22 protein-coding genes are annotated in these 24,564 nt (G+C 70.0%); 13 read left to right on the forward strand and 9 right to left on the reverse strand.

All coding sequences use genetic code 11. The features are described 5' to 3' along the window. The first annotated feature begins 9 nt into the window (after positions 1-9). Positions 10-1,179 carry an epoxide hydrolase family protein gene (locus OHB41_RS45855; RefSeq protein ID WP_266707636.1) on the forward strand — a complete coding sequence of 390 codons (1,170 nt, stop codon included), beginning with the start codon at positions 10-12 and terminating at the stop codon, positions 1,177-1,179. A gap of 329 nt (positions 1,180-1,508) precedes the next feature. Here OHB41_RS45855 and OHB41_RS45860 read toward each other — a convergent pair whose 3' ends face one another. Continuing rightward, positions 1,509-2,402, reverse strand: a complete 894-nt coding sequence (locus OHB41_RS45860; RefSeq protein ID WP_266707638.1) for a LysR family transcriptional regulator — start codon at positions 2,400-2,402, stop codon at positions 1,509-1,511. Positions 2,403-2,695: 293 nt separating this feature from the next. Here OHB41_RS45860 and OHB41_RS45865 point away from each other — a divergent pair, with 293 nt between their 5' ends. The 5 genes from OHB41_RS45865 (at position 2,696) to OHB41_RS45885 (ending at position 6,754) form a co-directional block, all read left to right on the forward strand. Next, positions 2,696-3,373 (forward strand): CatB-related O-acetyltransferase, encoded by a 678-nt coding sequence (locus tag OHB41_RS45865; protein ID WP_266707640.1) that lies wholly within the window; start codon positions 2,696-2,698, stop codon positions 3,371-3,373. Continuing rightward, positions 3,370-4,320, forward strand: coding sequence for a Vgb family protein (locus tag OHB41_RS45870; RefSeq protein WP_266707642.1), 951 nt, complete (start codon positions 3,370-3,372; stop codon positions 4,318-4,320). The genes OHB41_RS45865 and OHB41_RS45870 overlap by 4 nt, the downstream gene beginning before the upstream one ends. Beyond that, the gene (locus OHB41_RS45875; protein ID WP_266707644.1) at positions 4,317-4,664 is read left to right on the forward strand and encodes a YciI family protein; all 348 of its coding nucleotides are present in this window, start codon (positions 4,317-4,319) and stop codon (positions 4,662-4,664) included. The genes OHB41_RS45870 and OHB41_RS45875 overlap by 4 nt, the downstream gene beginning before the upstream one ends. A 113-nt stretch (positions 4,665-4,777) precedes the next feature. Further along, positions 4,778-5,713, forward strand: a complete 936-nt coding sequence (locus OHB41_RS45880) for a GNAT family N-acetyltransferase (RefSeq protein WP_266707646.1) — start codon at positions 4,778-4,780, stop codon at positions 5,711-5,713. 597 nt (positions 5,714-6,310) lie between these two features. Beyond that, positions 6,311-6,754, forward strand: a complete 444-nt coding sequence (locus tag OHB41_RS45885; protein WP_266707648.1) for a hypothetical protein — start codon at positions 6,311-6,313, stop codon at positions 6,752-6,754. Positions 6,755-6,916: 162 nt separating this feature from the next. Here OHB41_RS45885 and OHB41_RS45890 read toward each other — a convergent pair whose 3' ends face one another. After that, on the reverse strand, positions 6,917-7,585 hold the full coding sequence (locus OHB41_RS45890; protein ID WP_266707650.1) for a hypothetical protein: 669 nt from the start codon (positions 7,583-7,585) through the stop codon (positions 6,917-6,919). A 488-nt stretch (positions 7,586-8,073) separates the two neighbouring features. Here OHB41_RS45890 and OHB41_RS45895 point away from each other — a divergent pair, with 488 nt between their 5' ends. After that, a complete protein-coding gene (locus tag OHB41_RS45895) occupies positions 8,074-8,667 on the forward strand; it encodes a MarR family winged helix-turn-helix transcriptional regulator (RefSeq protein WP_266707652.1) in 594 nt (197 codons plus the stop codon). Next, complete coding sequence (locus tag OHB41_RS45900; protein ID WP_266707654.1) at positions 8,664-10,325, forward strand: MDR family MFS transporter; 1,662 nt, start codon at positions 8,664-8,666, stop codon at positions 10,323-10,325. Before OHB41_RS45895 ends, OHB41_RS45900 begins: the two co-directional genes overlap by 4 nt. 400 nt (positions 10,326-10,725) lie before the next feature. Here the strand turns inward: OHB41_RS45900 and OHB41_RS45905 are convergent, their stop codons facing one another. From OHB41_RS45905 to OHB41_RS45915, 3 genes are all read right to left on the reverse strand, one after another. Further along, positions 10,726-11,043, reverse strand: a complete 318-nt coding sequence (locus tag OHB41_RS45905) for a transcriptional regulator (RefSeq protein ID WP_266707656.1) — start codon at positions 11,041-11,043, stop codon at positions 10,726-10,728. After that, positions 11,040-11,504, reverse strand: coding sequence for a hypothetical protein (locus OHB41_RS45910; RefSeq protein WP_266707658.1), 465 nt, complete (start codon positions 11,502-11,504; stop codon positions 11,040-11,042). Before OHB41_RS45910 ends, OHB41_RS45905 begins: the two co-directional genes overlap by 4 nt. Before the next feature lie 688 nt (positions 11,505-12,192). Then, positions 12,193-12,615: a hypothetical protein gene (locus tag OHB41_RS45915; RefSeq protein WP_266707660.1), complete on the reverse strand. Its 423-nt coding sequence runs from the start codon at positions 12,613-12,615 to the stop codon at positions 12,193-12,195. A 272-nt stretch (positions 12,616-12,887) separates the two neighbouring features. Here OHB41_RS45915 and OHB41_RS52165 point away from each other — a divergent pair, with 272 nt between their 5' ends. Beyond that, on the forward strand, positions 12,888-13,250 hold the full coding sequence (locus OHB41_RS52165; protein WP_323138544.1) for a hypothetical protein: 363 nt from the start codon (positions 12,888-12,890) through the stop codon (positions 13,248-13,250). Positions 13,251-13,992: 742 nt separating this feature from the next. After that, positions 13,993-15,942 (forward strand): N-acetylmuramoyl-L-alanine amidase, encoded by a 1,950-nt coding sequence (locus OHB41_RS45925; RefSeq protein WP_266707662.1) that lies wholly within the window; start codon positions 13,993-13,995, stop codon positions 15,940-15,942. Positions 15,943-16,305: 363 nt separating this feature from the next. On the opposite strand, the gene OHB41_RS45930 is transcribed toward OHB41_RS45925, so the two are convergent. The 3 genes from OHB41_RS45930 to OHB41_RS45940 form a co-directional block, all read right to left on the reverse strand. Then, on the reverse strand, positions 16,306-16,677 hold the full coding sequence (locus OHB41_RS45930) for a hypothetical protein (protein ID WP_266707664.1): 372 nt from the start codon (positions 16,675-16,677) through the stop codon (positions 16,306-16,308). A gap of 236 nt (positions 16,678-16,913) precedes the next feature. Continuing rightward, positions 16,914-17,510, reverse strand: a complete 597-nt coding sequence (locus OHB41_RS45935) for an NADPH-dependent F420 reductase (protein ID WP_266707666.1) — start codon at positions 17,508-17,510, stop codon at positions 16,914-16,916. Between the two features lie 41 nt (positions 17,511-17,551). Continuing rightward, positions 17,552-18,370, reverse strand: coding sequence for a 3'(2'),5'-bisphosphate nucleotidase CysQ (locus OHB41_RS45940; protein ID WP_266707668.1), 819 nt, complete (start codon positions 18,368-18,370; stop codon positions 17,552-17,554). Positions 18,371-18,507: 137 nt separating this feature from the next. Between OHB41_RS45940 and OHB41_RS45945 the strand changes: the two genes are divergently transcribed. Together OHB41_RS45945 and OHB41_RS45950 are read left to right on the forward strand one after the other, a co-directional pair. Continuing rightward, positions 18,508-19,407 carry a LysR family transcriptional regulator gene (locus OHB41_RS45945; RefSeq protein WP_266707670.1) on the forward strand — a complete coding sequence of 300 codons (900 nt, stop codon included), beginning with the start codon at positions 18,508-18,510 and terminating at the stop codon, positions 19,405-19,407. 171 nt (positions 19,408-19,578) lie between these two features. Further along, on the forward strand, positions 19,579-20,478 hold the full coding sequence (locus OHB41_RS45950; RefSeq protein ID WP_266707672.1) for an MBL fold metallo-hydrolase: 900 nt from the start codon (positions 19,579-19,581) through the stop codon (positions 20,476-20,478). A gap of 30 nt (positions 20,479-20,508) precedes the next feature. On the opposite strand, the gene OHB41_RS45955 is transcribed toward OHB41_RS45950, so the two are convergent. Further along, positions 20,509-20,658, reverse strand: a complete 150-nt coding sequence (locus OHB41_RS45955; protein WP_266707674.1) for a hypothetical protein — start codon at positions 20,656-20,658, stop codon at positions 20,509-20,511. A 293-nt stretch (positions 20,659-20,951) separates the two neighbouring features. Between OHB41_RS45955 and OHB41_RS45960 the strand changes: the two genes are divergently transcribed. After that, complete coding sequence (locus OHB41_RS45960; protein ID WP_266707676.1) at positions 20,952-24,548, forward strand: phosphodiester glycosidase family protein; 3,597 nt, start codon at positions 20,952-20,954, stop codon at positions 24,546-24,548. The last annotated feature ends 16 nt before the right edge of the window (positions 24,549-24,564 follow it).

Raw genomic sequence — 24,564 nt, forward strand, 5'->3', positions numbered from 1 at the left:
GGGTATCTCATGAACCGTCAAACCCGCGACGTGCAAGCATTCGAAGCCCACGCAACCGACACCGACCTCGACGACCTGCGCGCACGATTGGCCGCGGCACGGTTGCCGGAGGCAGAGACGGTTTACCGCGCCGCGTCCGACCCTCGCCGATGGGAACAGGGCGTTCCTCTCGCCGACCTCGTGGACGTCGTGAACTATTGGCGCACCGGGTACAACTGGCGGTCGTTCGAAGCGCGCCTCAACCAGATCGGCCAGTTCCGCACGCCCATTGACGGTCTGGGAATCCACTTCCTGCATCGCCGGTCCACCCGCGCAGACGCCACCCCTCTGATCTTGACACACGGCTGGCCAGGCAGCATCGCCGAGTTCATCCATGTGATAGACGAACTGGCAGATCCGCAAAACGCGGACGCGCCGGCGTTCCACGTCGTAGTCCCGTCGCTGCCAGGTTTTGGTCACAGCGACAAGCCGGCCACCACCGGGTGGGGAATCGAAAAGATCGCGGCCGCATGGGTGGAACTGATGGCAAGGCTCGGCTACGGCAAGTTCGTAGCCCACGGCGGCGACTGGGGAGGTGTGATCACCACGGTCCTCGGCGGCAGGTTCCCGGAGCACGTTCTCGGCATCCACACGACGACCGCGCAGGCACCGCCCGGGTTGCCAACGGACGGGCTGACGGCGGCCGAGCGCAAATGGACCGAGGAAACCCGCGATTTCTGGCGCCACCACGCGGCGTACGCGAAGCAGCAGGCGACCCGGCCGCAGACCATCGGATACTCGCTCGTCGACTCACCAGTCGGGCTTCTTGCCTGGATCCTCGACAAGTTCGCCGAGTGGACAGATACCGAAGACAGCCCGTTCGAGACGGTTTCCAGGGACCGCGTTCTTGACGACGTCACCCTGTATTGGCTGACGCGAACCGGCGCGTCATCGGCCCGCATCTACTACGAGAGCCACAACTCGCTCGACCCCGACCTTCGGGTGGACGTCCCGTCAGCAATCAGTGTGTATCCCCGCGACATCGAGAAGTGTCCGCGCGCCTGGGCACAGGAGCGGTACCGGCAGATCGTCCGATGGAGGTCGCCCGAAACCGGGGGGCATTTCCCGTCGCTGGAGGTTCCCGATTATTTCGTCAGGGATCTCCAAGAGGGCCTCGCGGCAGTGCTGGCCGCTGACTGAAAACGCTGACTGAGATTGGTCATGTCGTCGTCGACGCCGGCGTGGAGGCGTGAAACCGGGGGCTGACTGCCGCAGGCGGTGCGAGGCCGAGGGTGGTTGGAGGAGGCGGCGCGTTTCGCGACCAGCCCCTCGACGCCCTGCCAACGGTGCTGTTCGGGTTGACCGCCTGCCTGGTGGATGTGCAGCAGGCAGGCGGTGACGCCGGGCAGGGGTCGCTGGTCGCGCTCGCCTTGGCTCGGGCCGGAGCGGTGGCGGTGGCGGTGGCGGTGGCGGTGGCGGTGGCGGGGTGCTGCCACGGACGACAACACCGACGCCATCCCATCCCGTCTCTATCGCTCCGTTGCGTCCCCGCAGTCCGTCGCCGCCTCGGCGAGTGCGCGTACCAATGCGGTCGCGCGGTCGGTGCGCCAGATCAGGGCCCACTGGACGGGCGGGGCGTCATGGAGGGGAAGGAAGGCGACGTCGGGCTGCGCGTTGTAGCGGCGTCCCTCGTCGGGGACCGTGCACACCACGTCGCCTGCCGCGACGAGGGCAAGGATCTCGTAGAAGGTGGAGACGGCCGGCCCCCGGCGGACAGGGCGTCCGGCCGGTGTGCGGGTCGGCAGGACCGCACTCTCCCAGTAGGCGGGAAGAGGGCCGTTCAGGCGCGGCACGATGTGGTCACCGAGCACCTCCACGCTCACCGACTCCTGCCGGGCGAGCGGGTGGCCGGTGGCCACCATCAAGTGGAGCGGTTCCTCGCGCAGCACCACGCCGACAGTCAGGTCCGGTTCACGAACGGGCAGCCAGGTGGCCACCGCGTCGACCTCACCGGCCCGCAAGGCTCCGAACGGATCGCTGAAGAACACCTCTCTGAACCGGAGTTCGACGGACGGATGCCCGGCCCGGAAATGGGTGAGGACCGGGCGCATCTCGTGCATCTGCGCACCCATGACCCCCAGCGTCAGCGTGCCGGCCGGATGGCGGGCGATGGTGGTCACCTCGGCCATGGCTTCCTGGATGCCCTCGTACGCCGGCTTCAGTCGCTGGAGCAGCACCTCTCCGAGAGGGGTCATCCGCACGTGGCGGCTGGTCCGCTCGAAGAGCTGACCGCCGATGACGCGTTCCTGCTTCTTGATCGCCTGACTGACACGGGCTGGGGAGACATGCAGGCGCTCGGCGCTGCGGCCGAAGTGGAGTTCCTCCGCGAGCACCAGGAAGATCTCTATGTCCCGCAGTTCCATTCCATCCCCGGTTCCCTCGTGGCCCCCGAATTCATGAACCTCTGGGTTAACGATCATAACCAGATATGCCGTTGCGCCCAGGCTGCTCGCTCGGCATGCTGGGTGCCGAGCCGGTCGGCCACCCCCCACAGGTGAGGGCATGAACCGGCACGAGACAGCAGGATCGGGCTCGCTCGATCCAGCCGACGGCCCGCAAGACCCGGACCGCGCGGAAGTCGCGTACCTCGCCGGCCCTGGTCTTCACGCGCCGGTCCCCGGCCGCCGCGCACGAACCCCCACGGAGCGATTCCCACGTGCCATCCGACCCGAGCGCTGCCCGGACACCTGACCCGGCCGCGCTCCACCCGCTGCCTGCCCACCAGCGGGTCGTCTTCCTCAAGCCACTGGTCGCCGGAACCCACGTCGTGGCAGGTGACTTCACCTACTACGACGACCCCGACGGCGCGACCGACTTCGTGCAGCGCAATGTGCTCTACGCCTACGGTCCGGAACGGCTGGTCATCGGCAAATACTGCGCGATCGCCACGGGCACTCGATTCCTGATGGCGGGTGCCGGACACCCGTCGATGGGGGTGTCCACCTTCCCCTTCACCATGTTCGGTGGGGAGTGGGCCGAGCAGACCCTCGACATCGTCACCGGCATGCCCAGCCGCGGGGACACGGTGGTCGGCAACGACGTGTGGTTCGGATACGGAGCCACCGTGATGCCGGGAGTACGGATCGGTGACGGTGCCGTGATCGCGGCCGGTGCGATGGTCACCGCCGACGTGCCGCCCTACACCGTCGTGGGCGGGAACCCGGCCGGAACGATCAGACAGCGCTTCGACGACAGCGACGTCGAACGGCTCGTGCGCGCCGCCTGGTGGGACTGGCCCGTCGCGCTGGTGACCACGCACGCGCGCACCATCATGGCGGGTTCCCCGCGGGACATCGAGCGCATCGCCGCCGCCGAAGGTCTGGAGCAGCAGTGACGACGCGGACCGTCGAAGAGTACGCGGTGTCCGGTCGCGACAGCGGCCCGTACGCCATCACCACAGGCCCGGACGGCGCACTGTGGTTCACCATGGTGCACAGCGGCCAGATCGGCCGACTCGTCCCGGGACAGAAGCCGACCAGCCATCAGATCGCCCCGGACAGCGGTCCGACGGTCATCAGTGCCGGGCCGGACGGCGCACTGTGGTTCACCCAGTACCGGGCGCACCGAATCGGCCGGATCACGACGGCCGGCCACACGACGGAGTTCGCGCTTCCGACCGCGCGGTGCGGTCCCTTCGGTATTGCCGCAGGCCCGGACGGCGCACTGTGGTTCACCGAAACCGCCACCGACCGCATCGGACGCCTCACCACCGACGGATCGGTCACGGAGTATCCACTGCCGTGCACCGGCGCGTTCCCCTCTGCGATCGCCACGGCCGGGGACGCGATGTGGTTCACGATGAACCAGGCCAACGCCATCGGCCGCATCGGCATGGACGGCCGCATCACGATCCACGAGCTGCCCACCGGGGCCGCCGCCCCGGTGGGTATCGCCGCGAGCCATGACGGTGGCGTCTGGTTCACCGAGATCGCCGCCGGTCAGATCGGTCACCGCGCGCCCGACGGCCGGATCACCGAGTATCCGCTGCCCGACCGCTCGGTCCGGCCGCACGCCGTCACCACCGACACCGACGGCACCGCGTGGTTCACCGAATGGGCCGGCAACCGCGTCGGCTCGATCACCGCCGACGGCACGGTCACCGTCCACGACCTGCCCACCCCGGCCTCCGAACCACACGGGATCACGATGGGCCCGGACGGCGCCCTGTGGACGGCCCTGGAGACAGGCGCACTGGCCCGTATCTCCCCCACCGCCAGAACCGACATCACCGCCAGAACCAACATCATCACCAGGAACACCGAACAGAGGAACACCCCATGAAATACGCACTCGTGGTCTTCGAGACACACGCGTCACGCGCGCGGATCCAGGCCGACCGCGACGCCTACCGCAAGGCGTACGAGACGTGGATCGGCGAGCTCGCGGCAGCGGGCAAACTGGCGGGCGGCGACGCCCTTGACACCGAGCGCCAGGGCCCCGTCACCGTACGCAAGACGACGGACGGGTCCGTGGCCGTGACCGAGGGACCCGTGCACAGCGGCGAGGAGACCCTCGGCGGCTGGTTCATCCTGGAGGTGGCCGACCACGCCGAGGCCATCGAGCTGGCCCGCGGCTTCCCCACCCCGGAGGCGCTCGAAATCCGTCCCGTCCTCGAATCGGCCTGAGCGACAGTCGGCCCTCGCCGCCCTCTGCCCGGACACCCGGCGTGCCTCACCGGCACGCCGGACGGGTCCCAAGCGCGCACCCCTGCACAGGAGTTGACTTGATACCGACATCGGTGAGCTACCGACCTCTGACCGGCCCCGAGGAGCTCGAACTCTTCTGCCGGCTCCGCTACGTCCTGGACCACGAGCTGAGCGACGACTTCGCGAACGGATTCCGCCGCCCCGAGTGGACCTGGGTGGCCCTGGACGGCGACCGCCTCCTCGCCCGGCTCGCCTGGTGGGCGCCACCGGGCGGTGACATCCCGGTGCAGTTCGACTTCTTCGACATCGACGACACGCTGCCCGAGGCCGACCGCGACGAGATCGGCCTGCGACTGTTCAAGACGGCGACCGCGACCGTCTTCCCGGCGGGTGCCCAGCTCCCGGAGTACGGCCGCTTCGTCCCGCCCGACTGGCGTGAGGACCCCGCGGCCCGCGCGGTGGTCGAATCCCGCACGCGTGTGCTGGAGAGCACCGGCGCACGCCTGCTGGTCGAGCGGCTGCGGCTGCAGTGGACGCCCTCGTCCCCGCTCCCGGAACCCAAGGACCGTCTCGTCTTCCGCCCGGTGGCCGGCCGCGAGGACCTCCTCGCCCTGATGACCCCGGTCATGGAAGGCACCCTCGACGCCCACGGCCAGGCGGACCTGGCATCCGGACTGAGCCCGCGTGAGGCCGCCGAACGGCACTACGACGGGGAGTTCGCCGGATTCAAGAGCCCTCACGAATGGTGGCGCATCGCCGAACTGCCCGACGGCGGCGGCCCGGTGGGCTTCGTGATCCCGGCCCGCAACAGCTACCACCCGATCATCGCGTACATCGGTGTCCTGCCCGCCCACCGCGGCAACGGCTACATCGACGAACTCCTCGCCGAGGGCACCCGTATCCTGGCCGCCGAGGGCGTCGACCGGATCAGGGCATCGACGGACCTCGGCAACGTCCCCATGGCAAAAGCCTTCGCCCGAGCCGGATACGCCAACTTCGAACGCTCCCTCAACCTGGTCTGGGACTGACCCCACCTGCTGTTCGGGTCCCGGATCTCTGCGGCCGGCCGCGCGCACCGTGGGCTCGGCGGCTCGGCTCGGTGTGCGCGCGGTGCTGACGAACGCCCCGCTACGCCGACCCCGCTCGGCACCGGCCGGCGGGGGTCCTCGGCGCGGGGCGGCTGCTGCGGCCCGTCGACCGCCGGCACCTGGACGGCGGCGAGCGGTGGCCACGGCGCCGCCGCCGGCCGGCGGCGCCACTCCGCACGCCGGCACCGCCCCCACCCGACCCCACCCCGCCGACATCCCCCACACCACGACATCCGCGTGATCGACGCAAGCGGCCCCGGCCGGGGTGCCATGACCAGGAGGGCACTCGTCGGGAGCGGAACCAGGTCCCCGACGTCGCCGTGCCGGCCCACGGAGTCCCACGGCCGCCGGACTGCTCCGTACGCCTGGTTCCTTGCCTCCCGGACTCCAGCAGTCCTCAGCCCTGGTGGCCATGGCACTGCCTCGTGCCGCCGGGAGCCGACGCCCTGGTCGCGCCGGTCCGCCTCCTCACCCGGACAGGGGACTTCCGGTCCTGGTCGCACCCGGGGCCGTGCTGGGATGGCTACGGTATGGCTCATGCCACCAGAGCTGACTGCTGATCAGGTCATGCGCGCCGTCGCCGCGCTGGAAGCGGCGTGGGCCCGCGACGACGACGCACTGGCCGTTCTGGTGCAGAGCGGGCATGGCGAGCGACCGCTTGCGGAGCTGGTCGCCCAGTACGGCGCCAGCCGATTGCACTGCATGGTGCTTATCGTGACCGGCATCGCCAACCTGGACGGAGCCGACCAGCAGGAGGCACTGGCAGAGCTGCAGAAGGGCCTCGTCCCGCACATGACCTCGGTGGCGATGACCATGATGTCCGGCTGGGCTCTCGCCGCCGGTGCGGACGTCCAGGCAACCGGCAACCTCGCCCGCCGCATCCTGCAGGCGATCCTCTCCTTCACCACGGTCGGCGACGACCCGCAGGAGGTGCGAGCCTTGTTCGCCTACCTGCGGGAAGACGCCGTGGCTCATCTGTGACCACCCACACGCGACACACCGGTCCGAGCACCCCCGAGAGCCCCCGAGGCGGCGCAGGAATTTCGCCGCCTCCGGCAACTGGCCGGTGTCTTGTGTGCGATGCCCACGACCACGGTGACGCCTGGTCGCCACCGATCATGCGAGGCCGCACGCCACTCTCCGTCAGCTGCAGGTCGGGCTGCCCTTGTGCCGCTCCCAGAGCAGTTTCACGTGTTCCGTGCCAGGGGTGTGAGCGCGGACGACGGTCACGGTGACGGATCCGCCGGTCCGGCCGGGGAGGTCGAAGGCGTAGAGCGCGCGCCTGCTGTCCAGCACGCCGGCGAGCCGTCGGAATGTCAGGGGCGTGCCGTTGCAGGTCACCGACTGGACGGTTTCCCGGTCCGCGCCGATCACGAGGTTCTGGCTCGTACCGATCGCTCCCATCGTGACGAGGGGGAGGAGCTTGGGGTGGGATGAGAAGGCGGTGTCGCCGGGGGACGCGGTGCAGGTCGACACGGTGGACCCGCCGTTCGCCGCACCTGTCCCCGAGCAGAAACGGCCGTCGGTGGTCGCCCAGACGAACAACGCTGCGCCCTGGCCGACGCTGGCGGTGGCCATCCCCGCGTAGCCGGGAAGGTCTTTGGTGGACACCTCTGCCAGCAGGGTGGACTTCGCGGCCTCAATGACCGCGTTCCGGGCCGCGGTTGTGGCCTGCGGTGAAGCCGTGCGGGCCGCAGCGATCGACGCGGTCGGGCTGTGTGTCCCGGCCTGAAACGCCTGGCCGTGAGTGGTACAAGCTGCCGCCGAGAGCAGCGCAACGCCCGTCAGCGTGTACGCCGGAAGCCTGTTCATGATCCCCCCGATATCCCAGGCAATGCCCTCAGCGTATCGCCGTCGCCGTTGGCACGGCCGCTGTGCGCAACTTCGGCACGGCCGAGAAGGCAGGGGCCATGCTCGGCGTGCACGGCCGGCCGCGCTCGCCGAACATCTCGCCGCCTGCCCTGACGCCCCCATCCCCGTGACCCCCTCCCGCGAACGGGCATACACCTGGCCCGTCGCTGGGGGGGGAGCGCGACGGGCCAGATATATCTACGTTCCCACAGTGCCGCCGCATCCGCATCAGCTTCGGACCGCGCCGTCAGCCGATCCGTCGCCGCGCGCCCTTCCCCTGGCATGGTGACGCGAGTGGGAACCTTGATCGATCTGTGCGGGGCCCCGTCCGACATCGACCGGCGTCAGGTGCACTCTGCCTCTTCCAGGACGCCCCGGCCTTCTCCGAACGCCGCATCTCGCCCACCCCGGCTTCGGCGCCCGGCCAGGGATATATAGTTGCGCGACACATGCAACTGCTTGGTGAAGTCACGGGAGACGTCGGCATGGGCAATCCGCCCCCGGAGGGGGATCACAGCACGTCAACCGGGGAGTCCGAGGGCCATCAGCCCATCCGGCAACTGTCCGAGGGCGTCGAGCGCCTCATGCGGATGTTCATCCGCACGCGCGCACAGATGCTGGACCGGGCTCGCGACGACATCGACTGGTCGGTCCAGATCCTGATGGGCGTGCTGGTGAAAAACGGGCCCATGCGTGTCAAGAAGCTGGCGGAGTTGGTCGAGTCCGATCCCTCCACCGTGAGCCGTCACGCGGCACAACTCGTACGTGACGGCTTCCTCGAAAGGCGGTCCGACCCCGCTGACGGCCGCGCCTGCCAGCTGGTGGCCACCGACAAGGCCCGGCGCTCCGTCGCCGACCGGACACGGTCACGCGATGCGCACTTCGAGGAAATGCTCCACGGATGGGACAACCACGACCGCGAGAGGTTGGCCGCACTGCTGGTGCGCTTTATCGACGATTTTGAAACGTACAAAACGGCGCTCGCAGCCACGGACTGGAAGGGATTCCGTCCCTCGGCGAGCCAAAAGGAGACCACCGCATGAGTTCCACCAGCGCCGCGTCCGCCGATATCGGCTCGGCCGGTACAGGGGAAACCGGTTACACCCACCGGCAGATCATGGTGATCCTGTCCGGCCTGCTCCTCGGGATGTTCCTGGCAGCCCTGGACCAGACTGTCGTCTCGACCGCGATCTACAGGATCGGTGAGAGCCTCAACGGGCTGACCGCACAAGCGTGGGTGACCACCGCGTTCCTCATCACCTCGACGATCGCCACCCCGATGTACGGCAAGCTGTCCGACCAGTACGGGCGCAAGCCCTTCTTCCTCTTCGCCATCGCGGTGTTCATCACCGGCTCGGCGCTCTGCACACTCTCCACCTCGATGTACATGCTGGCCGGGTTCCGCGCCTTCCAGGGCATAGGCGCCGGCGGTCTGTTCTCCCTCGCCTTCGCGATCATCGGCGACATCATCGCGCCGCGTGAACGGGCGAAGTACCAGGGCTACTTCATGGCCGTCTTCGGTACGTCCAGTGTGCTCGGCCCGGTCGTCGGTGGCGCGCTGGCCGGCCAGAACACCCTGCTCGGCATCGACGGCTGGCGCTGGATCTTCCTCATCAACGTCCCGATCGGCATCGTGGCGCTGATCGTGGTCGCCAAGGTCCTCCACCTGGAGCACAACCGGCGCGAGCACCGCATCGACTTCGCGGGCGCCATCTCGCTCGTGGTCGCACTGGTGCCCCTGCTGATCGTCGCGGAACAGGGCAGGACCTGGGGCTGGGGTTCCACCTCCTCGCTCGTCTGCTACGTCGTCGGCGCCCTCGGGATCGTCGGCTTCCTGTTCGCCGAGCGCCGGGCCGGAGAGGACGCGCTGCTGCCGATGCGGCTCTTCCGTAACGGCGTGTTCGCCGTCGGGGCCGCCCAGTCGATGATCATCGGTATCGGCATGTTCGGCGGAATCACCCTGCTGCCTCTCTACCTCCAGCTCGTCAAGGGCAACTCCCCGACCAAGGCGGGTCTGCTGACCCTCCCGCTGGTGCTGGGCATCATGGCACTCTCGGTCGTCGCGGGTCAGATCACCTCGCGCACCGGCCGGTACAAGATCTTCCCGATCATCGGCGGCGGACTGCTCGTCATCGGCATGCTCATGTTGTGGCGACTGTCGGCCGACAGTGGCCTCTTCTACACCGACATCTCGATGTTCGTGGTCGGCGCCGGTCTGGGTCTGAACATGCAGACCATCGTGCTGGCCATGCAGAACGCCGTCCCGCCGCGCGACATCGGCGTCGCCACCTCGTCCACCACGTTCTTCCGGCAGATGGGCGGTACGGCGGGTGTCGCCGTGTTCCTGTCGATCGTCTACTCCGTGGTGGGCGGCAAGATCAGCGACGCCTTCGCGGACGCACGCGGCACAGCCGCCTTCCAGGCCGCGGCCCAGGCCCACCCCGACCAGCTCAAGACGCTGACCTCCGCGTCCTCCGGTTCGGCGGGCACGCTCAACGACACGTCGTTCCTGAGTCACCTCGATCCGGTCCTCGCCCACCCCTTCAAGGTCGGCTTCACGAACGCGGTCACCGTGGCGTTCCTGGTCGGCGCCGTGGTGCTGGTGGGCGCCTTCGTACTGGCCTTCTTCATCAAGGAGGTGCCGCTGCGCACCACGGCCGCGGCCTTCACCAAGGACCCGGCCGAGGCCGAGGCGAAGTAGGCAGACCGGACGGAGCCGAGCGCCGTGGGACGACCTTCTCGCCTTCCCGCGGCGCTCCACACTCCGCCCGTAACCCTCGCCGACGTCGCCCGCGGCACTGCCGGCCGATGGCGGCATCCCACACGTCGGCACCGCGCCCACACCAGCCCCTCCCCCACCGACGTCCCCTACGCCGCGAGGCCCGCGCAACAGGTATGCAAACAGCCCCGACCAGGTGCGGATCCTGACCGGGGCTGTCGACGTGCACGGCCGTACGGTCGTGTCGTGAAGGGCGGTGCAGGGCGAAAAGCTCCAGGAAGCTTCAGCCGAACGATCGTCCTCATGGGCCATGGGTGAGGCCTGAGGACACTGTCCCCTTCGCCACCACCGCAGGTTCAACCGCTGTACTGCGGATACCGCCTCACGCCGAGCCCCCTGCGGCCGGCGCCGTGGCGTCGGCAACGATCGCCTGCAGGGCCGCGATGTGGCCGTCGAAGGCTTCCCGGCCGGCGTCGGTGAGCCGGGCGCGCACCTTGCGGCGGCTGCCGCTGAGGCGGCGTTCCGTAGCGACGTACCCGGCCTCTTCGAGTGTCGTCAGCTGCTTGGACAGGGCCGAGTCGGACAGGGCCAGGCGGTCCTTGAGGAAGGCGAACTCAGCCCAGTCGGCAGCTGCCAGGGTCGCCACCAGCGACAGGCGGGTGCTGGGGTGGATCAGCTCGTCGAACCGCGCGTTCGTCATGCCCGCACCCACCGACGCAGCACCCGCAGGATCTCCGGCCCACCGAACCCGACGACGGCCGCGACCGGCACCGCCGCCCAGATACCGGCATGCCCGGCACCGTCCGCATCCAGCGCGAGCGCCGCAACGATGGTGAGAACGACGAGCCCGAGCAGCATGCCGACCACCACCAGCGGGATGCGGCGGCTAGCGACGGCCGCACTCACCTGCAGTTCGCCGGTGCGCCGACGCCCGTCGAGCAGCCGTGAGGCGAGCACCGTGTGACCCACGCTGAAGATTACGGTCGCGATCCCAGCCTGCCAGGACGGCAGCAGGTCGTTCAGCACACCCAGCACGACCCAGCCCGCCGCCATGGCCCACCAGTAACCGCGGGGCAAGCCGACTTCCTCAGCCACTCGGCGCCGAGCGCGGTCGGCCGCGTCAAGGGCGGTACGTGCCTGCTCCGGAGCGATCTTGTCCACCACAACCCCCTCACTTTCCTATCAGGAAAGAAAGGATCCCTCTTTCCCGACAGGAAAGTCAAGGGCCGGACGCGGTATCTGCGGTATCGAGCCTGTGGGCTGGGCGGCGAAGCCGACGGCTGGGTGGCGAAGCCGGAGGTTGGACACGAGGCCGATACGCCGCCTCCGGTCGAGGCGAGCGACAGCCCGGCAGCCGTACAGAACCCGACCAAGATCGTGCGCGGTGCGGAGCGCCCCGACTGCGGCGGCCGACCGATGGCCGGCAGAGCGATCACCCCAGCGCGAACGACGCTCGCCGGCCCACCGAGGCGATCGCGGACCGGTGGCCGGAGAGCTCCCCGTTCGGCGGCCGGTCCGACGAGCTCGCCCCCCACCTGACCACCGCCCAGGGACAAGACGATGCCGTACTGGAAGAGGCCGAGGCCGGCCTTCGCGGTCGACTTCCCGTCACCGCCCGCGTGTCGTCGGTCGATCTGTGGTCCATGACGGAACAAGGCGTATCGCACGCGCGGGTGTCCCTCGGGGAATCGACGCCGCCGCGGGACCATCCCCACGCGCGCGGGGAGGCCCCGGCACCGTGCAGGCGCCGCTTCCGATGAAGAAGGACTGCTCCCCGTACGCGCGGAGATGCTCCCGTCGGGCGCATCGCGGAGTCGATGGGCCGGGAGGCTCGGCCGCCCCATCGCTCTCAAGCTTTCGTGGGCGGTGTCCACGGCTTCGGGGAGGGCGGCGGTGCCTGCACCGCACCGAGGAGCTTTTGCTTCAGGGTCTTCGGCGGCGCTTCCCTTTCTTCCCGGAAGTGCACCAACTGGGCTGTGGTCACTCGTATATGGCACTCGCGGGTCCGCTGCCTGATGAGTACCACCCAGGCCCCGAATTGGGTGAGGAAAGCATGCCGGGCCGGCTCGTCTCCGGGCCGGGCGTGCAGGGCGAGACCTCTCGGCATGAAGTGCAGGGCCGCATCTTCAGCCGCTGCGGTGGCTTGTTCTTCGCCGCCGTCGATGTAGTGAGTGCCCACCAATGTCCAGCGGTGCAGCTGCAGTTCACCACCGTCGACACGTTCGGTCTCTCGGGCGTCCTCTTCAATGAGGACATACCATTCCTCGGTCACGATCGAATGCTAGTGCCGCGGCAGCTTGATATGGCGGGCTCATCACCGAGACCTTCTCGCAGGACTCTCCCCGCGCGGCGGGATGGTCCCCGAAGGAGGAGTGCGGAACATACCGGTGATCTCTACTCCCCACGCATGCGGGGATGTTCCCAAACCAGCCTCACCGAGGGCCTGACCCGCTGCCTCGACCAGCCTGTCGCCGTCACCCTCCCCTTCGCCCTCGCCCTCGCCCTCGCCCTCGCCCTCTGAGGCTGCCCCCTGGGGGGTGTGAGATGTCCGGTGAGGGCCAGATCGTGGAGCCGGGCGAAGAGGAGATACCAGTCGCTGGGCGCCCCGTGCTGGTGATGATCAGGGATCGGCCCCGCTCGCTGACCAGCTGCCTGCACCACAGAGAGTGGGCGCATCGCGAAGTCATTCAAAACGAGGACGTCGGGGCGGACCAGTTCGTGGATCCGTTTCTCCCAGATGCGGTCCGCATGACAGCCGACAAGGTCGGCGAGGACGCGCCTGCCGACGCCGTCCACGCTCTCTGTCCGGTCGCCCTCCTGGTGCCGGACTACTGCCTCAGCAAGGAGCTGTGGGCCTTCGATCGACGGCAGCCACATCGTCGTGCGCTTCGTCCGCGAGTGCCATGACGTCTCCGGCAACTGGGATGATGCGGGTCCGCATCACGCGCATCAACGTTCCACCGGCCGCTCGGACCGCGCCCCGAGGACCGTCCGGGTTTGTCCCAGCTGCTCTTCTGATCCCCCGCCCCATCCGGACTCCAGCCCCGTCGTGGCCCTGCCCCCCCCTCGGAGCCCCGCCCCGCCGGCCGGTTCCGCCACCCCTCCGCCCGCCGTCACCGCACGCCGAGGGGGTGCGGGGTACCGGCCCGGAGGAGCGGGGGCAGCGTGACAGGGGGACGCAGGGGGACACCGAGCGGGAGCCAGGGGCGAAAGCACGGCGACGGGGAGGGGCGAAAGCGCAACGCGCCTTGGGGGCAGCGGGTCGAGTCCCCTGCCGCGAGGACCCGTTCAAGACCTTCACACCTTCGTGGCCCGACCGCAACGCGTTCACGTGCATCGACCACGTAAGATCATTGAGTCGTCAAGCAAATTACCCGTGGCGTCCGTCGTCACGGGGTGCCTTCGTCATGGGCCGGCGGCCCGCACGGCAACGTGGCCGGTGCGGGCGGCTCACGCCCTGATCTGCGACGACGGCCCTCCGGAGCCAGAGAAGCCGGCCGGGGCTCACGCATGGGAACAGGTTTGGATGTAGATGACCGGTCGTGTAGCCGTCGTTCGAGGCCTCCGACGTGCGTGGTCCCTGGCGGCGACGTGGTCAGCGGAGTGCTCGACGACCTCCCCCTTCTGAGCTCCCGTAAGGATCAGCACCTTGCACAAGAGGAAGACGCGGCGTCGGCGTGTGACGCTCGCGATCGCGATGGGCGCGGTGGCCGCAGGCGGCCTCGCCGTCCTGCCGATCACAGCGCTGGCCGACACGACGAGCGGCACCGCAGGCGCCGCGAGCAGCGCCCGGCAGCAGGACTTCGCCTCGGCCGCGGCGGAGTACCACGTCCCGTCGAGCGTCCTGCTCGGCCTGGCGTACCAGGAGTCGGCCTGGGAGTCGCACGGCGCGCAGGCCAGCGCCGACGGCGGCTACGGGCCCATGCACCTCACCGACGTGACCCCGGCCATGATGGCCTCCGGCGGCGCGGGCGCCGTCGGGCGCAGCGATCTGAAGTCGATGGCCGCGAACCCGGCGCTGCACACCCTGCAGGCCGCCGCGAAGCTGACCGGCCTGTCCGAGGACGCGCTGCGCAAGGACCCCGCGGCGAACATCCGCGGTGGCGCGGCCCTGCTGGCCTCGTACGAGAAGCAGGTGGCCGGCGGCGTGCCGTCGGACACCGCTCAGTGGTACGGCGCGGTCGCCCGCTACAGCCAGTCGACGCGGAAGCAGGACGCGGCGGGCTTCGCCAACCGCGTCTTCGCCACCATCCGCGGCGGCGCCGGCGTCACCACCAAGGACGGCCAGCGCGTCCGGCTCGACGCCACCCCTTCGGTGAGCCCCGCCACCGCCCAGGTGGAGCGGCTGCACCTGAAGGCCGCTGCCGCCACGGACACCGAGTGCCCGCCGGCCGTGCCGTGCACCTTCGTACCCGGCTCCCCGGCCGGCCTGCAGGCGTCGAACCGCCCCGCCAACGGCATCAAGATCGACACCATCGTCATCCACGACCTGGAGGGCACATACGACTCCGGCGTGGCCGCTCTCGCCAACCCGTCGAACAGCGTGTCGACCAACTACGTCATGCGGTCCTCGGACGGCGCGGTGACGCAGATGGTGGCCACGAAGGACATCGCCTTCCACGCGGGCAACTACTCCTCGAACCTCCACTCGATCGGCATCGAGCACGAGGGCTACGCCGCGCAGGGCGCCACCTGGTACACCGAGGCGCAGTACGAGTCCACGGCCTACCTCGTGCAGTACCTGGCCCACCGGTTCGACATACCACTGGACCGCCAGCACATCCTGGGTCACGACGACGTCGCCGGGCCGAGCCTGACCGGTGTCCGCTCGCAGCACTGGGACCCGGGACCGAGCTGGGACTGGGACCACTTCATGCGCCTGCTCGGCGCGCCGCTCAGCGGCCTGCGGAGCGAGGCGCCCGTGGGCTCGGTCGTGACCATCGACCCCGTCTTCGACACCAACCTGCAGACCGTCCAGGTGTGCCCGATCGACGACCCGACCGGTGCGACGACCGCGTGCACGGACCGGCAGCAGGCATCGAACTTCGTCTTCCTGCGCACCGCGCCTGACGCGTCCGCCCCGCTCTTCGGCGACCAGGCGATCCACGGCACGGCCGCGGGCACGGACAAGATCAGCGACTGGGGCAGCACCGCGCAGACCGGCCAGCAGTTCGTCGTCGCCGACCAGCAGGGCGACTGGACGGCGATCTGGTTCAGCGGCGCGAAAGTGTGGTTCTACAACCCGGGCGGCCAGAACACCAAGCAGGCCTACGGCGTGAAGACCATCTCCGCCGCGGGCAGCACCCCGGTGGCCATCTACGGGTCGAGCTACCCGGACGCGTCGGAGTACCCGGCCGGCCTGGGCGCCTCGACGCAGGCCCCGATCAGCGGGTACAGCCTTCCCGCGGGCCAGGCGTACGTCGCCACGCAGCCGCCGAACGCCACGGTGGACTACTTCAAGTCCAGCGGGACGGTCGTCACCGGCGCGAAGACGCAGTACACGATCCAGTACAACCACCGCGTGGCGCTGGTGTATTCGGGCGACGTGACCGCGACTCCCGTGACCAAACACTGGGAGGACAGCGGCGCGAAGCGCTGACGCACAGGCACACAGGCGGCTGTGAGCGCGAGTTGTCGCGAGGTGGCCCGGCCGGGGCGGTGAGCCCCGGCCGGGCCACCGGCATGTACGGGGCGAGGCGGGTCGGATGCGGCTGGACGCTGCCGGTCCGGATGGTGGCACGCGGGACGGACCGCCGGCGTCCGACGCGCGCCCTCCGCCCTCACTCCAATCGGGCGAAGGGCGTTGTGGCATGCCAGCCCGCCAGACCGCTGTGCACCACCGCGCACCCGGTCAGAGACCCGACCATGGCAGGTCATAGCGTTTCGGAGCGCATACTTCCTTGGCACCGCAACCGCCGCGGCCCTCACCATCCGGCTCCGTACGTGATCGACCGGACAGGTCCTAAAGGTCGGTGCGTCCACCGAAGTGCTCGGGTACCTGGTCGCGCAGTACCCGCTCCACCTCGTAGAACTCGTCCTTCTGGCCAAGTCGCGAGCGATGGAGTGCGAGGCGCAAGCCCTTGATCAGCTCTTCCAGCCGGACCTCGTCACCCTCGTCGCTCTGCTTCCGTGCTTCCGCCAGGAGGCCTGCGAACGCGGCTACGGCCGAGTCCTTGTCGCGCTCCCACAGCCAGGCGAACACGTTCCCGAACGCGTCGCCCGGGTTCGCGCTCTGACCTTCGACGCGGTAGATGGCGACGTCGTTGGCCTCGTTGCGGATGAAGCCTGTGAGCAGGTGGTCGAACGTCCTGCAGGGCACTTCCACGCTGTCCATGTACGCCCCTCTCGTCAACAGGTGTCGGGGTCATCCTGGCGGCAGTTGGGCAGCCGGGACAGTATGCCCGGCGGACGCAGACCCGGTCGACGAAGCATCACCAGGCGCACGGCCCGGTCCTTCCCGGTCGTACAGGACCCTGGGACAGGGACAGTCCACCGGTCATCACGGCGGCCACCATCAGCAGGAGCGGCCGTGCGGCTGCGCGACGGCTGCGATCCGCACCGTGTGACGGATCAGCGGGCGATCGAGATCGCGAAGGGCGCGAATCCGCTGGACCGAATCAGGTGCGGTACGAACAGGATTGCGGCTTCGGTGGCGCGGGCGGTCTGGATCCCGCCGAGATCAGTGATCCGCTCCTCGTGCCAGCCGAGGTCGGTGAGCAGTTCGCGGACGGTCTGCTTGGCCCGCGGGTCGTCGCCGGAGAGGAAGACGTCGGGCGCCTGGGTGAGCATGGCCGGCGCGGTCATCACCGGGAAGAGCATGGTGTTGAGTGTCTTGACGACGCGCGTTTCGGGGAGTGCTTCCTGGAGTTGCTCGGCGAGGCTGGAGCCGGGGTAGATCAGGTCGGCGGGCAGCCCGTCCGGCCCGTCGACGGTGGCGTTGGAGACGTCGACGAGGATCTTGGCGCGCAGTTCACCGCGCAGGGCGACGAGCCGGTCCAGTGAGCCGGCGCCCGGGGTGGCGTTGACGACGATGTGGGCTGTCCGGGCAGCGTCGGCGGCGGCGCCCGGCGCGCGGTCCGCCACGGTCACCTCATGCCCTGCCCGGGTGAGGGCTGTTGCCAGGTTGCCGCCGACGCGGCCGTTTCCGAGAACTGCGATCGCGGTCATGATGATCTGGTCCTTCCGTGCGTGCGGGTTGCGGTGTGCGGTCAGCGTGAGAGTGTGGCGACGGCCTCGGCGTGGACGCCGGGCGCGGCGGCCAGGAAGCTCTCGCTCCGCGGGGTCCACGGGCGGCCCTCGGCGTCGGAGATCTGTCCGCCGGCCTCGGTGACGAGCAGCGCCCCCGGCAGCAGGTCCGCGCGGGCGCCGGCGAACTGCCAGAAGGCGTCGATCCTGCCGGCGGCGACGTTCAGCAGGTGCAGGGTCGCGGGCACGGCGGTGCGGACGACGAGGGCGTCGAAGAGCATCGCGGTGATCGAGGAGCCGACGCGCCGCACGACCTTCTCGTCCTCGTCCGGCCGGGCCTGGCTGGTGGCCACGATGCTCAGGCCGAGGTCCGCGGTCCGGGAGACGTGCAGCGGCCTGCCGTCGAGGTGGGCGCCCGCGCCGGTGAGCGCGGTGTAGGTCTCGCCGGTCAACGGCAGGTGGACCACGGTGAGCACCGGCTGGTTCTCGCGCACGAGGGTGGCGGTCACCGCCCACTCCGGCAGGGCGTGCAGGTGGTTGACATTGCCTTCGGCGGGATCCACGACCCACCATTCGCCGGGCGGCAGCGCCCCGCCGTCCAGTTCGTCCTCCACCCAGCCGGCGTCCGGGCGCAGGCCCGTGAGGCGGGGGCGCAGGATGTCGAGGGCCGTGTCGTCGTTGGCGGCGAGCGCGCGCATCAGCTCTTCGCGGGTCCGGTAGCGGATCACCTCTCCGAAGCGCTCGCGCAGCGCCGAACCGGCCGCGCGCACGGCGATCGCGGTCTGGTCGAGCAGGTCGGCGTCGGAGGCGGCGACGTCAGTGGTCTTCAGCGTTTCGGGCATGGTGGTGCTCCCGTGTGATGAGGGGGGATGAGGCCGGTCGGGCCGGGCTGTGCGTTCCGTCTTGCGACCTGGTCTCGACGGTATCCAGCCCCTCAATTAACTTCAAATGCATGTCAGGCACGCATAGGGTTACTCATATGCAATTGGATTTGAACCTGCTCGCCGCGCTCGACGCGCTGCTGGAGGAGGGAAGTGTGAACGGAGCGGCCGCGCGCCTGCACGTCACTGCCCCCGCCATGAGCCGGAGTCTGGGCCGAATCCGGCGCACGACCGGGGATCAGATCCTGGTGCGCACGGGCCGCACGATGACTCCGACGCCCTATGCGATCGCCGTCCGGGAGCAGGTGCACGAGCTGCTGCACCAGGTCCAGGGGGTGCTGGCACCGAGCCGTGACCTCGATCTGGCAACGCTGGAACGCACTTTCACTCTCCGCTGGCACGATTCCCTGGTCTCCCTGAGCGGCCCCGCACTGCTCGCGGCCGTGCGCGGACAGGCGCCGGGCGTGCGACTGCGTTTCGTCGCGGAATCGAGCATCGACACCCCCGGTCTGCGGCGCGGCGAGGTCGACCTGGAGGCGAACGCCAACCGCCCGAGCGCACCGGACATCCGTGCCGAGAACGTGGGCGGGAGCCGCCTCGCCATCGTCGTGAGACGGGGGCACCCCCTCACCCGCGTCAGGACCGTCACCGCGAAGCGGTACGCCGACGCTGAGCACATCACCGTCTCGCGACGTGGAAACCTCAGCAACGCCCTCGACGAGGCCCTCGCGCGACTCGGCCTCACCCGCCGCGTGGTGGCGACCGTGCCCACGGAAGCGGCCGCGTTGGAGTTCGCGCGCGGCTCCGACCTCCTGGTCAGCGTCCCCGAAGCCACCACGCGGTCCGCGGTCGCCGACCTCGGCCTGGTCGTGCTCCCCCTCCCGATCGAACTACCCGCGGCACCGGTATACCTGTCGTGGCATCAGCGCTACGACACCGACCACGCCCACGCCTGGCTGCGTGGGCTGGCGCGAACCGCGCTGAGCGTCGTCCCGTAACTGCTGGTCATGGGTGGGTCGATCTGTGGTCGCTCCCCCGCCCCGCCATCGTCACCGTCGGGCTCCAACCCGGTGCCGTCGACCGGCCGTATCGCGCCGCATCCCCCTCCTGCCGAAGGTGCGGTCATGCGCGCGATAGCGTCTGCGCCGTCCGGCGCGCAAGCTGGAAGCATGGACACCTTCACGCTCGGAAACGTGGGGATCACCCGCGTGGTGGAGCAGCCCGCCAGAGGCCTCGCCCGCGACTTCGTCTTCCCCGACGTGCCCGTCGAGCACTGGCGGGCGCACGAGGACTGGCTCGCCCCCGCCTTCCTCGACCCGGCCGCCGACGAGATCCGTGTCATGATCCAGACCTGGCTGATCCGCAGCGAGGGCCGGACGATCCTGATCGACACCGGCATCGGCAACGACCGGGAGCGCCCGGCCATGCCGTCCTTCCACCATCTGAACACCCACTACCTCGGAGAGCTGGCGGCGGGAGGCGTCCGCCCGCAGGACGTGGACACGGTGATCTGCACCCATGTCCACGGCGACCACGTCGGGTGGAACACCCGCCTGACGGACGACGGGGAGTGGCGGCCGACCTTCCCCAACGCCCAGTACGTCATCTCGCGCGCCGACTTCGACTACTGGAACCCGGCCAACGGACACCGGACCCGCTCCGGCCCTCGGATGGCCAACGTCTTCGAGGACAGCGTCGCCCCCGTCCACCAGGCCGGACAGACCGTGCTCTGGGAGGGCGACAGCTACGACATCGACGCCCAGCTCCGTATCGAGCCGGCCCCCGGCCATACGCCCGGCTCCTCCGTCGTGTGGCTGCGGTCGGGCGAGGACCGGGCGGTGTTCGCCGGGGATCTGCTGCACAGCCCACTGCAGATCGTGGAGCCGGACGACTGCGCCAGCTTCGATGAGGACGAGTCCCGCGCACGGGACAGCCGGCTCCGCGTGCTGGGCGAGGCCGCCGACCGGGGCGCTCTGCTGTTCCCGGCGCATTTCCCCGGGCCAGGCGCGGTCGAAGTGAGCCGCGTCGGCGACCGGTTCGCGGTGAAGGATTGGGCGGCATGGCGGTGAGGACGCTCCGCGGCACCCGCATGACCGACCTCAGGTCAGGGGCAGCCGCATGATGGTCGGGTCGAGCCATCGGCCGAACTTCGCGCCGACCTCGGGCACCCTGCCGATGTGATGGAGCCCGAACCGTTCGGGCGGACGGATCGACGAGCCAGTAGAGGCCCGTAGAGGCCTGTAGCTCAACTGGCCAAGCCGACACGGCGTCGAACTCTGCCTCTGCACGGCGGATCCCTTTCGTCGGGATCGACCGGTCACCGGCGCCCCGCGGCCTCCGTTCCGGTACGTCCCCGGGGGCTCCGACCGTCCCCGGACGAGACCCCGGCACCGCACGGACCGAGCAACCGTACCGTCGTTACCCGTAGTCGGCTTCCGCCAGGCGGTAAACCGCAGACGCTCACCCACTGTTCACTCCACGAACATCAGCGGCTCCCATGCACCCCACCCACCACCCGAGATCCCGACCTAGTGTCACGTGGGTGACAAGACTCCTGTTCCTCTCCGACGGGGTGGGCCGGTCGGAGCCCACGGACACCCGCGCCCTCCCGCGCAGATCACGGCTCCGCCCCCTCGCGCCCGTCGCCGTCGTGGCCGCCGCCGCCGGCCTGTTCACCACTCTGCTGATTCCGCCGGCCACGAGCGCCTCCGCGTCGGCGCACCCCGCACTCCCGCTCGGCCTCGTCCAACATGCTCCGACACATCCGGACGACGAGGCCGAGGACGGCGTCCGTGCACCGTCGGGTCCCGTCGTGCCGCCGCAACCGGACGACGGTGCCTCGGCAACGGCCGACCGGCGCCCGGCGCGGAGTGCCCCGGACTCGATCCAGACGGCGTCGGACACCGAACGGATCGCGCCCGGAGTGACCTTGACCCGTCAGCGCTCGGTGGACGCCGCCGGGTTCCTCGACGGATACGTGCTGCGCGCCGACCTCGACGGCCCGACCCGGCCCCGGCTGCTCGCCCCGACCGTGAGCACCCGCGACACGCCCACGAACCTGGCCGACCGCGCCAAAGCCGTGGCCGCCACCAACGGCGACTTCTTCGCCATCGACACCACCAACGCGCCCATCGGCCCGGAGGTCAGGGACGGCGAGCTGATCAAGGCCGACGCCCGCCCGGCTTCGGTGGTCGGCCTCGACAAGAACGGTGTCGGGCAGATCGCCGATCTTCTGCTCGAGGGCAGCGTCACGGTGGACGGCGCCCCGCGCGATCTGGCCGGGCTCAACCCGGGATCGGTCCCGGCCGACGCGATCGCCCTGTACACCTCCGACTGGGGCTCGGGCGATCGGCACTACGCCGTACCCGCGGGCCACGTCGTCGAGATCGAGGTGCGGGGCGGGAAGGCGGTGGCCGTCCGCGAGGGCGCCGGCGCCGGGCCGGTGCCCGCCGGGTCGCAACTGCTGCTGGCCACCGGCCAGGTCGCCGATGCCTTGGCGGGAACCGCCCCGGGAACCCCCATCCAGGTTTCCTACCATGCTCGCAACTCCGCCCCCTCTCCCTACTCGCTGGCTCTGGGCGCGCACCTCGTTCTGGTCCACGGCGGCGAAATCGCCCCCATCGACACCGGTGAACCCACCAACAGCGTCCTCAAGCCGCGCACCGCGCTCGGGTGGACCGCGCGACGGCAACTCCTGCTCTACGTCGCCGACGGCTCCTCCAGCCGGGCCCGCGGACTGACCGCGGCCGAACTCGCCCAGCACATGAAGGACCTGGGCGCGGTGGACGCCGTCATGCTGGACGGCGGGGGCTCCTCGCAGTTGGTGGCGCGTCGGCCCGGCGACCGGGCGGCCTCGGTCACGAACGTCCCCTCCGACGGCTCGCAGCGCGTCGTCCCCAACGCGGTGGGTCTCGTCCCGCCGGCCGGGTCCGGGCGACTGCGCGGCATCGACGTCCGCCTCCGGTCCGACCGCCTCTTCCCCGGCCTGTCCCGCGACGTGGGCGCTGCCGGCTACGACGAGACCATGGCCCCCGCACCGCTCGGTGAGGCTCGCTGGCACACCGCGCCCGGGAACCTCGCGCGTGCGGACGAGTCCGGGATACTGCGCGGCGGCCGTCCCGGCAGCGGCACGCTGGACGCGCGCAGCGGCGGCGTGACCCAGCAGGTCCCCGTCCGTGTACTGGGCGACCTGGACCGGCTCGAGGCCGACGTCCAGGCGCTGTCCCTGTCACCCGGCGACTACCGGGACGTGACCGTCACCGGACGCGACGCCGAGGGCTTCTCCGCCCCGATCGAGCCTCGCGACATCAGCCTGGAGTACGACCACTCCGCCATATCCGTGACCGCCCGGCCCGACGGCACCCTCAGAGTGACCGGGCAGCCCGGCGGCGACGGCAAGGGCACCGTCGTCACGGCGACCGTGCAGGGCCACGTGCTGCGGCTTCCCACCACGGTCGGCCTGGCCGACGTCCCCATCAACTCGTTCGCCGACGCGAGTCAGTGGTCCGCGACCTCGGCGAAGGCGACGGCCTCCGTGTCCGCCGTCGACACCTCCGACCGTCCCGGCGCCGTACCCGGCGAGAAGGGGCTGCGTCTGTCCTACGACATGACCGGCCAACCCCTCGGTACGTCCGCGGCCTACGCGGTCGCCAAGACCCCCCTGACCGTTCCGGCCGGCGCCCAGCGCCTGTCCCTGTGGGTCCGCGGCGACGGCTCGGGGCACTGGCTGCGCGCGCAGGTGCGTTCGCAGGGCAACACCAATGTCCCTCTCACCTTCGCCCTGAACGTGGACTGGACCGGATGGCGGCGGGTGGAAGGCGCCATTCCCACCGGTTTCACGGCGCCGTTGACCATCGAGCGCGTCTATCTCGTACAGACCGACCCTTCCCTGCGCACCGCGGGTTCGGTCGATCTCGCTCTGCTCGACGCGCGTGTCGGTGTGAACCTCGATGTTCCCGACGTTCCCGACCAGCCCGACCCGGCCGTCGTCGAACCTGCCGACCAGGTGACCACCGGCGGCAAGCGGGGATGGCGGTTCGCCGTACTGTCCGACACCCACGTCAACGCCGACGGTGGCACCACGTCCTACGCGTACCGGCACACCGCGCGCGCCCTGGACGAGATCGCGGCCGCCAAGCCCGACTTCGTCCTGCTGTCCGGCGACGGGGTCGACCAGAACCGTCCTGCCGACTTCGCCCTGTTCCAGCAGGTGCTGAAAGAGCATCTGCCGGCGAGCATCCCCTTCTACTGGGCGGTCGGCAATCATGAGTCCGGCGCCGTGAACGGCGGGACCCTCGATCAGTTCACCGCCTCCACCAACCGGCCCACCCGGCAGTCCTTCGACCACCGTGGAACCCGGTTCATCCTGCTCAACTCCACCCTCGGCTCACTGCGCCAGTCGGACTGGTCCCAGATTCCCTGGCTGCGTAAGGAACTGGACGAGGCCGCCCACGACCGGTCCGTGAAGAGTGTGGTCGTCGCCCTCCACCACCCCGTGCTCGACCCCACCGGGACCGGCGCCAGCCAGCTGTCCGACCCCAACGAGGGTGCCCTTCTGGAACAGTGGCTGACCGACTTCCGTCAGCACACCGGCAAGCAGGTCGCTCTCATCAGCGGCCACGCGCACACCGCGCACATCCGCCGGGTCGACGGCCTGCTCGAGTTCAACGCCCCGGTCGTCGGCAAGACGCCCTACGGTGACGCCCGCCACGGAGGGTTCTCCGCCTGGTCACTCGTCACCATGGCGCCGAAGGACGCCAAGGTCACGCCCGACAGGCCGGACCCGAGCGGCTTCGGATGGTTCCGCGCGGACGTCCGGCCGTTGCTGGACCGGGTGAACCTGACCGTACCCGGTGCTCTGGCGCCGGGCAGCTCCGGTGACATCACGGCCACCGCGGTCGACGACGGTATGGGCGGGCTGGTCATTCCGCTGCGCTACCCGGCGACGGTCTTCTGGAGCGGCGCCCACCTGGCCGTCGTCGCCGACGACCGGTCCCTCGCCGCCGCACTGCGCCGTCGCGACGTGGTCGCTGTTCTGGACCGGCGCACGCTGCGCCTGGTCGGCGCACACCGTGGGACCACCGACATCACGGTTTCCACGGGACCGCTGACGGCGACAGCCTCTGTCCACGTGTCCTGAGCAGGCTGGGCGGCGA

The sequence above is a fragment of the Streptomyces sp. NBC_01571 genome (genome assembly GCF_026339875.1).
Classification (GTDB): domain Bacteria; phylum Actinomycetota; class Actinomycetes; order Streptomycetales; family Streptomycetaceae; genus Streptomyces.

What these genes read in the sequence shown, in the direction of transcription:
- OHB41_RS45855 (WP_266707636.1), top strand. Translation starts at nt 10, where the DNA reads ATGAACCGTCAAACCCGCGACGTGCAAGCATTCGAAGCCCACGCAACC.
- OHB41_RS45860 (WP_266707638.1), bottom strand. Translation starts at nt 2,402, where the DNA reads ATGGAACTGCGGGACATAGAGATCTTCCTGGTGCTCGCGGAGGAACTC.
- OHB41_RS45875 (WP_266707644.1), top strand. Translation starts at nt 4,317, where the DNA reads ATGAAATACGCACTCGTGGTCTTCGAGACACACGCGTCACGCGCGCGG.
- OHB41_RS45885 (WP_266707648.1), top strand. Translation starts at nt 6,311, where the DNA reads ATGCCACCAGAGCTGACTGCTGATCAGGTCATGCGCGCCGTCGCCGCG.
- OHB41_RS45890 (WP_266707650.1), bottom strand. Translation starts at nt 7,585, where the DNA reads ATGAACAGGCTTCCGGCGTACACGCTGACGGGCGTTGCGCTGCTCTCG.
- OHB41_RS45895 (WP_266707652.1), top strand. Translation starts at nt 8,074, where the DNA reads ATGCAACTGCTTGGTGAAGTCACGGGAGACGTCGGCATGGGCAATCCG.
- OHB41_RS45900 (WP_266707654.1), top strand. Translation starts at nt 8,664, where the DNA reads ATGAGTTCCACCAGCGCCGCGTCCGCCGATATCGGCTCGGCCGGTACA.
- OHB41_RS45905 (WP_266707656.1), bottom strand. Translation starts at nt 11,043, where the DNA reads ATGACGAACGCGCGGTTCGACGAGCTGATCCACCCCAGCACCCGCCTG.
- OHB41_RS52165 (WP_323138544.1), top strand. Translation starts at nt 12,888, where the DNA reads ATGTCCGGTGAGGGCCAGATCGTGGAGCCGGGCGAAGAGGAGATACCA.
- OHB41_RS45930 (WP_266707664.1), bottom strand. Translation starts at nt 16,677, where the DNA reads ATGGACAGCGTGGAAGTGCCCTGCAGGACGTTCGACCACCTGCTCACA.
- OHB41_RS45935 (WP_266707666.1), bottom strand. Translation starts at nt 17,510, where the DNA reads ATGACCGCGATCGCAGTTCTCGGAAACGGCCGCGTCGGCGGCAACCTG.
- OHB41_RS45940 (WP_266707668.1), bottom strand. Translation starts at nt 18,370, where the DNA reads ATGCCCGAAACGCTGAAGACCACTGACGTCGCCGCCTCCGACGCCGAC.
- OHB41_RS45945 (WP_266707670.1), top strand. Translation starts at nt 18,508, where the DNA reads ATGCAATTGGATTTGAACCTGCTCGCCGCGCTCGACGCGCTGCTGGAG.
- OHB41_RS45950 (WP_266707672.1), top strand. Translation starts at nt 19,579, where the DNA reads ATGGACACCTTCACGCTCGGAAACGTGGGGATCACCCGCGTGGTGGAG.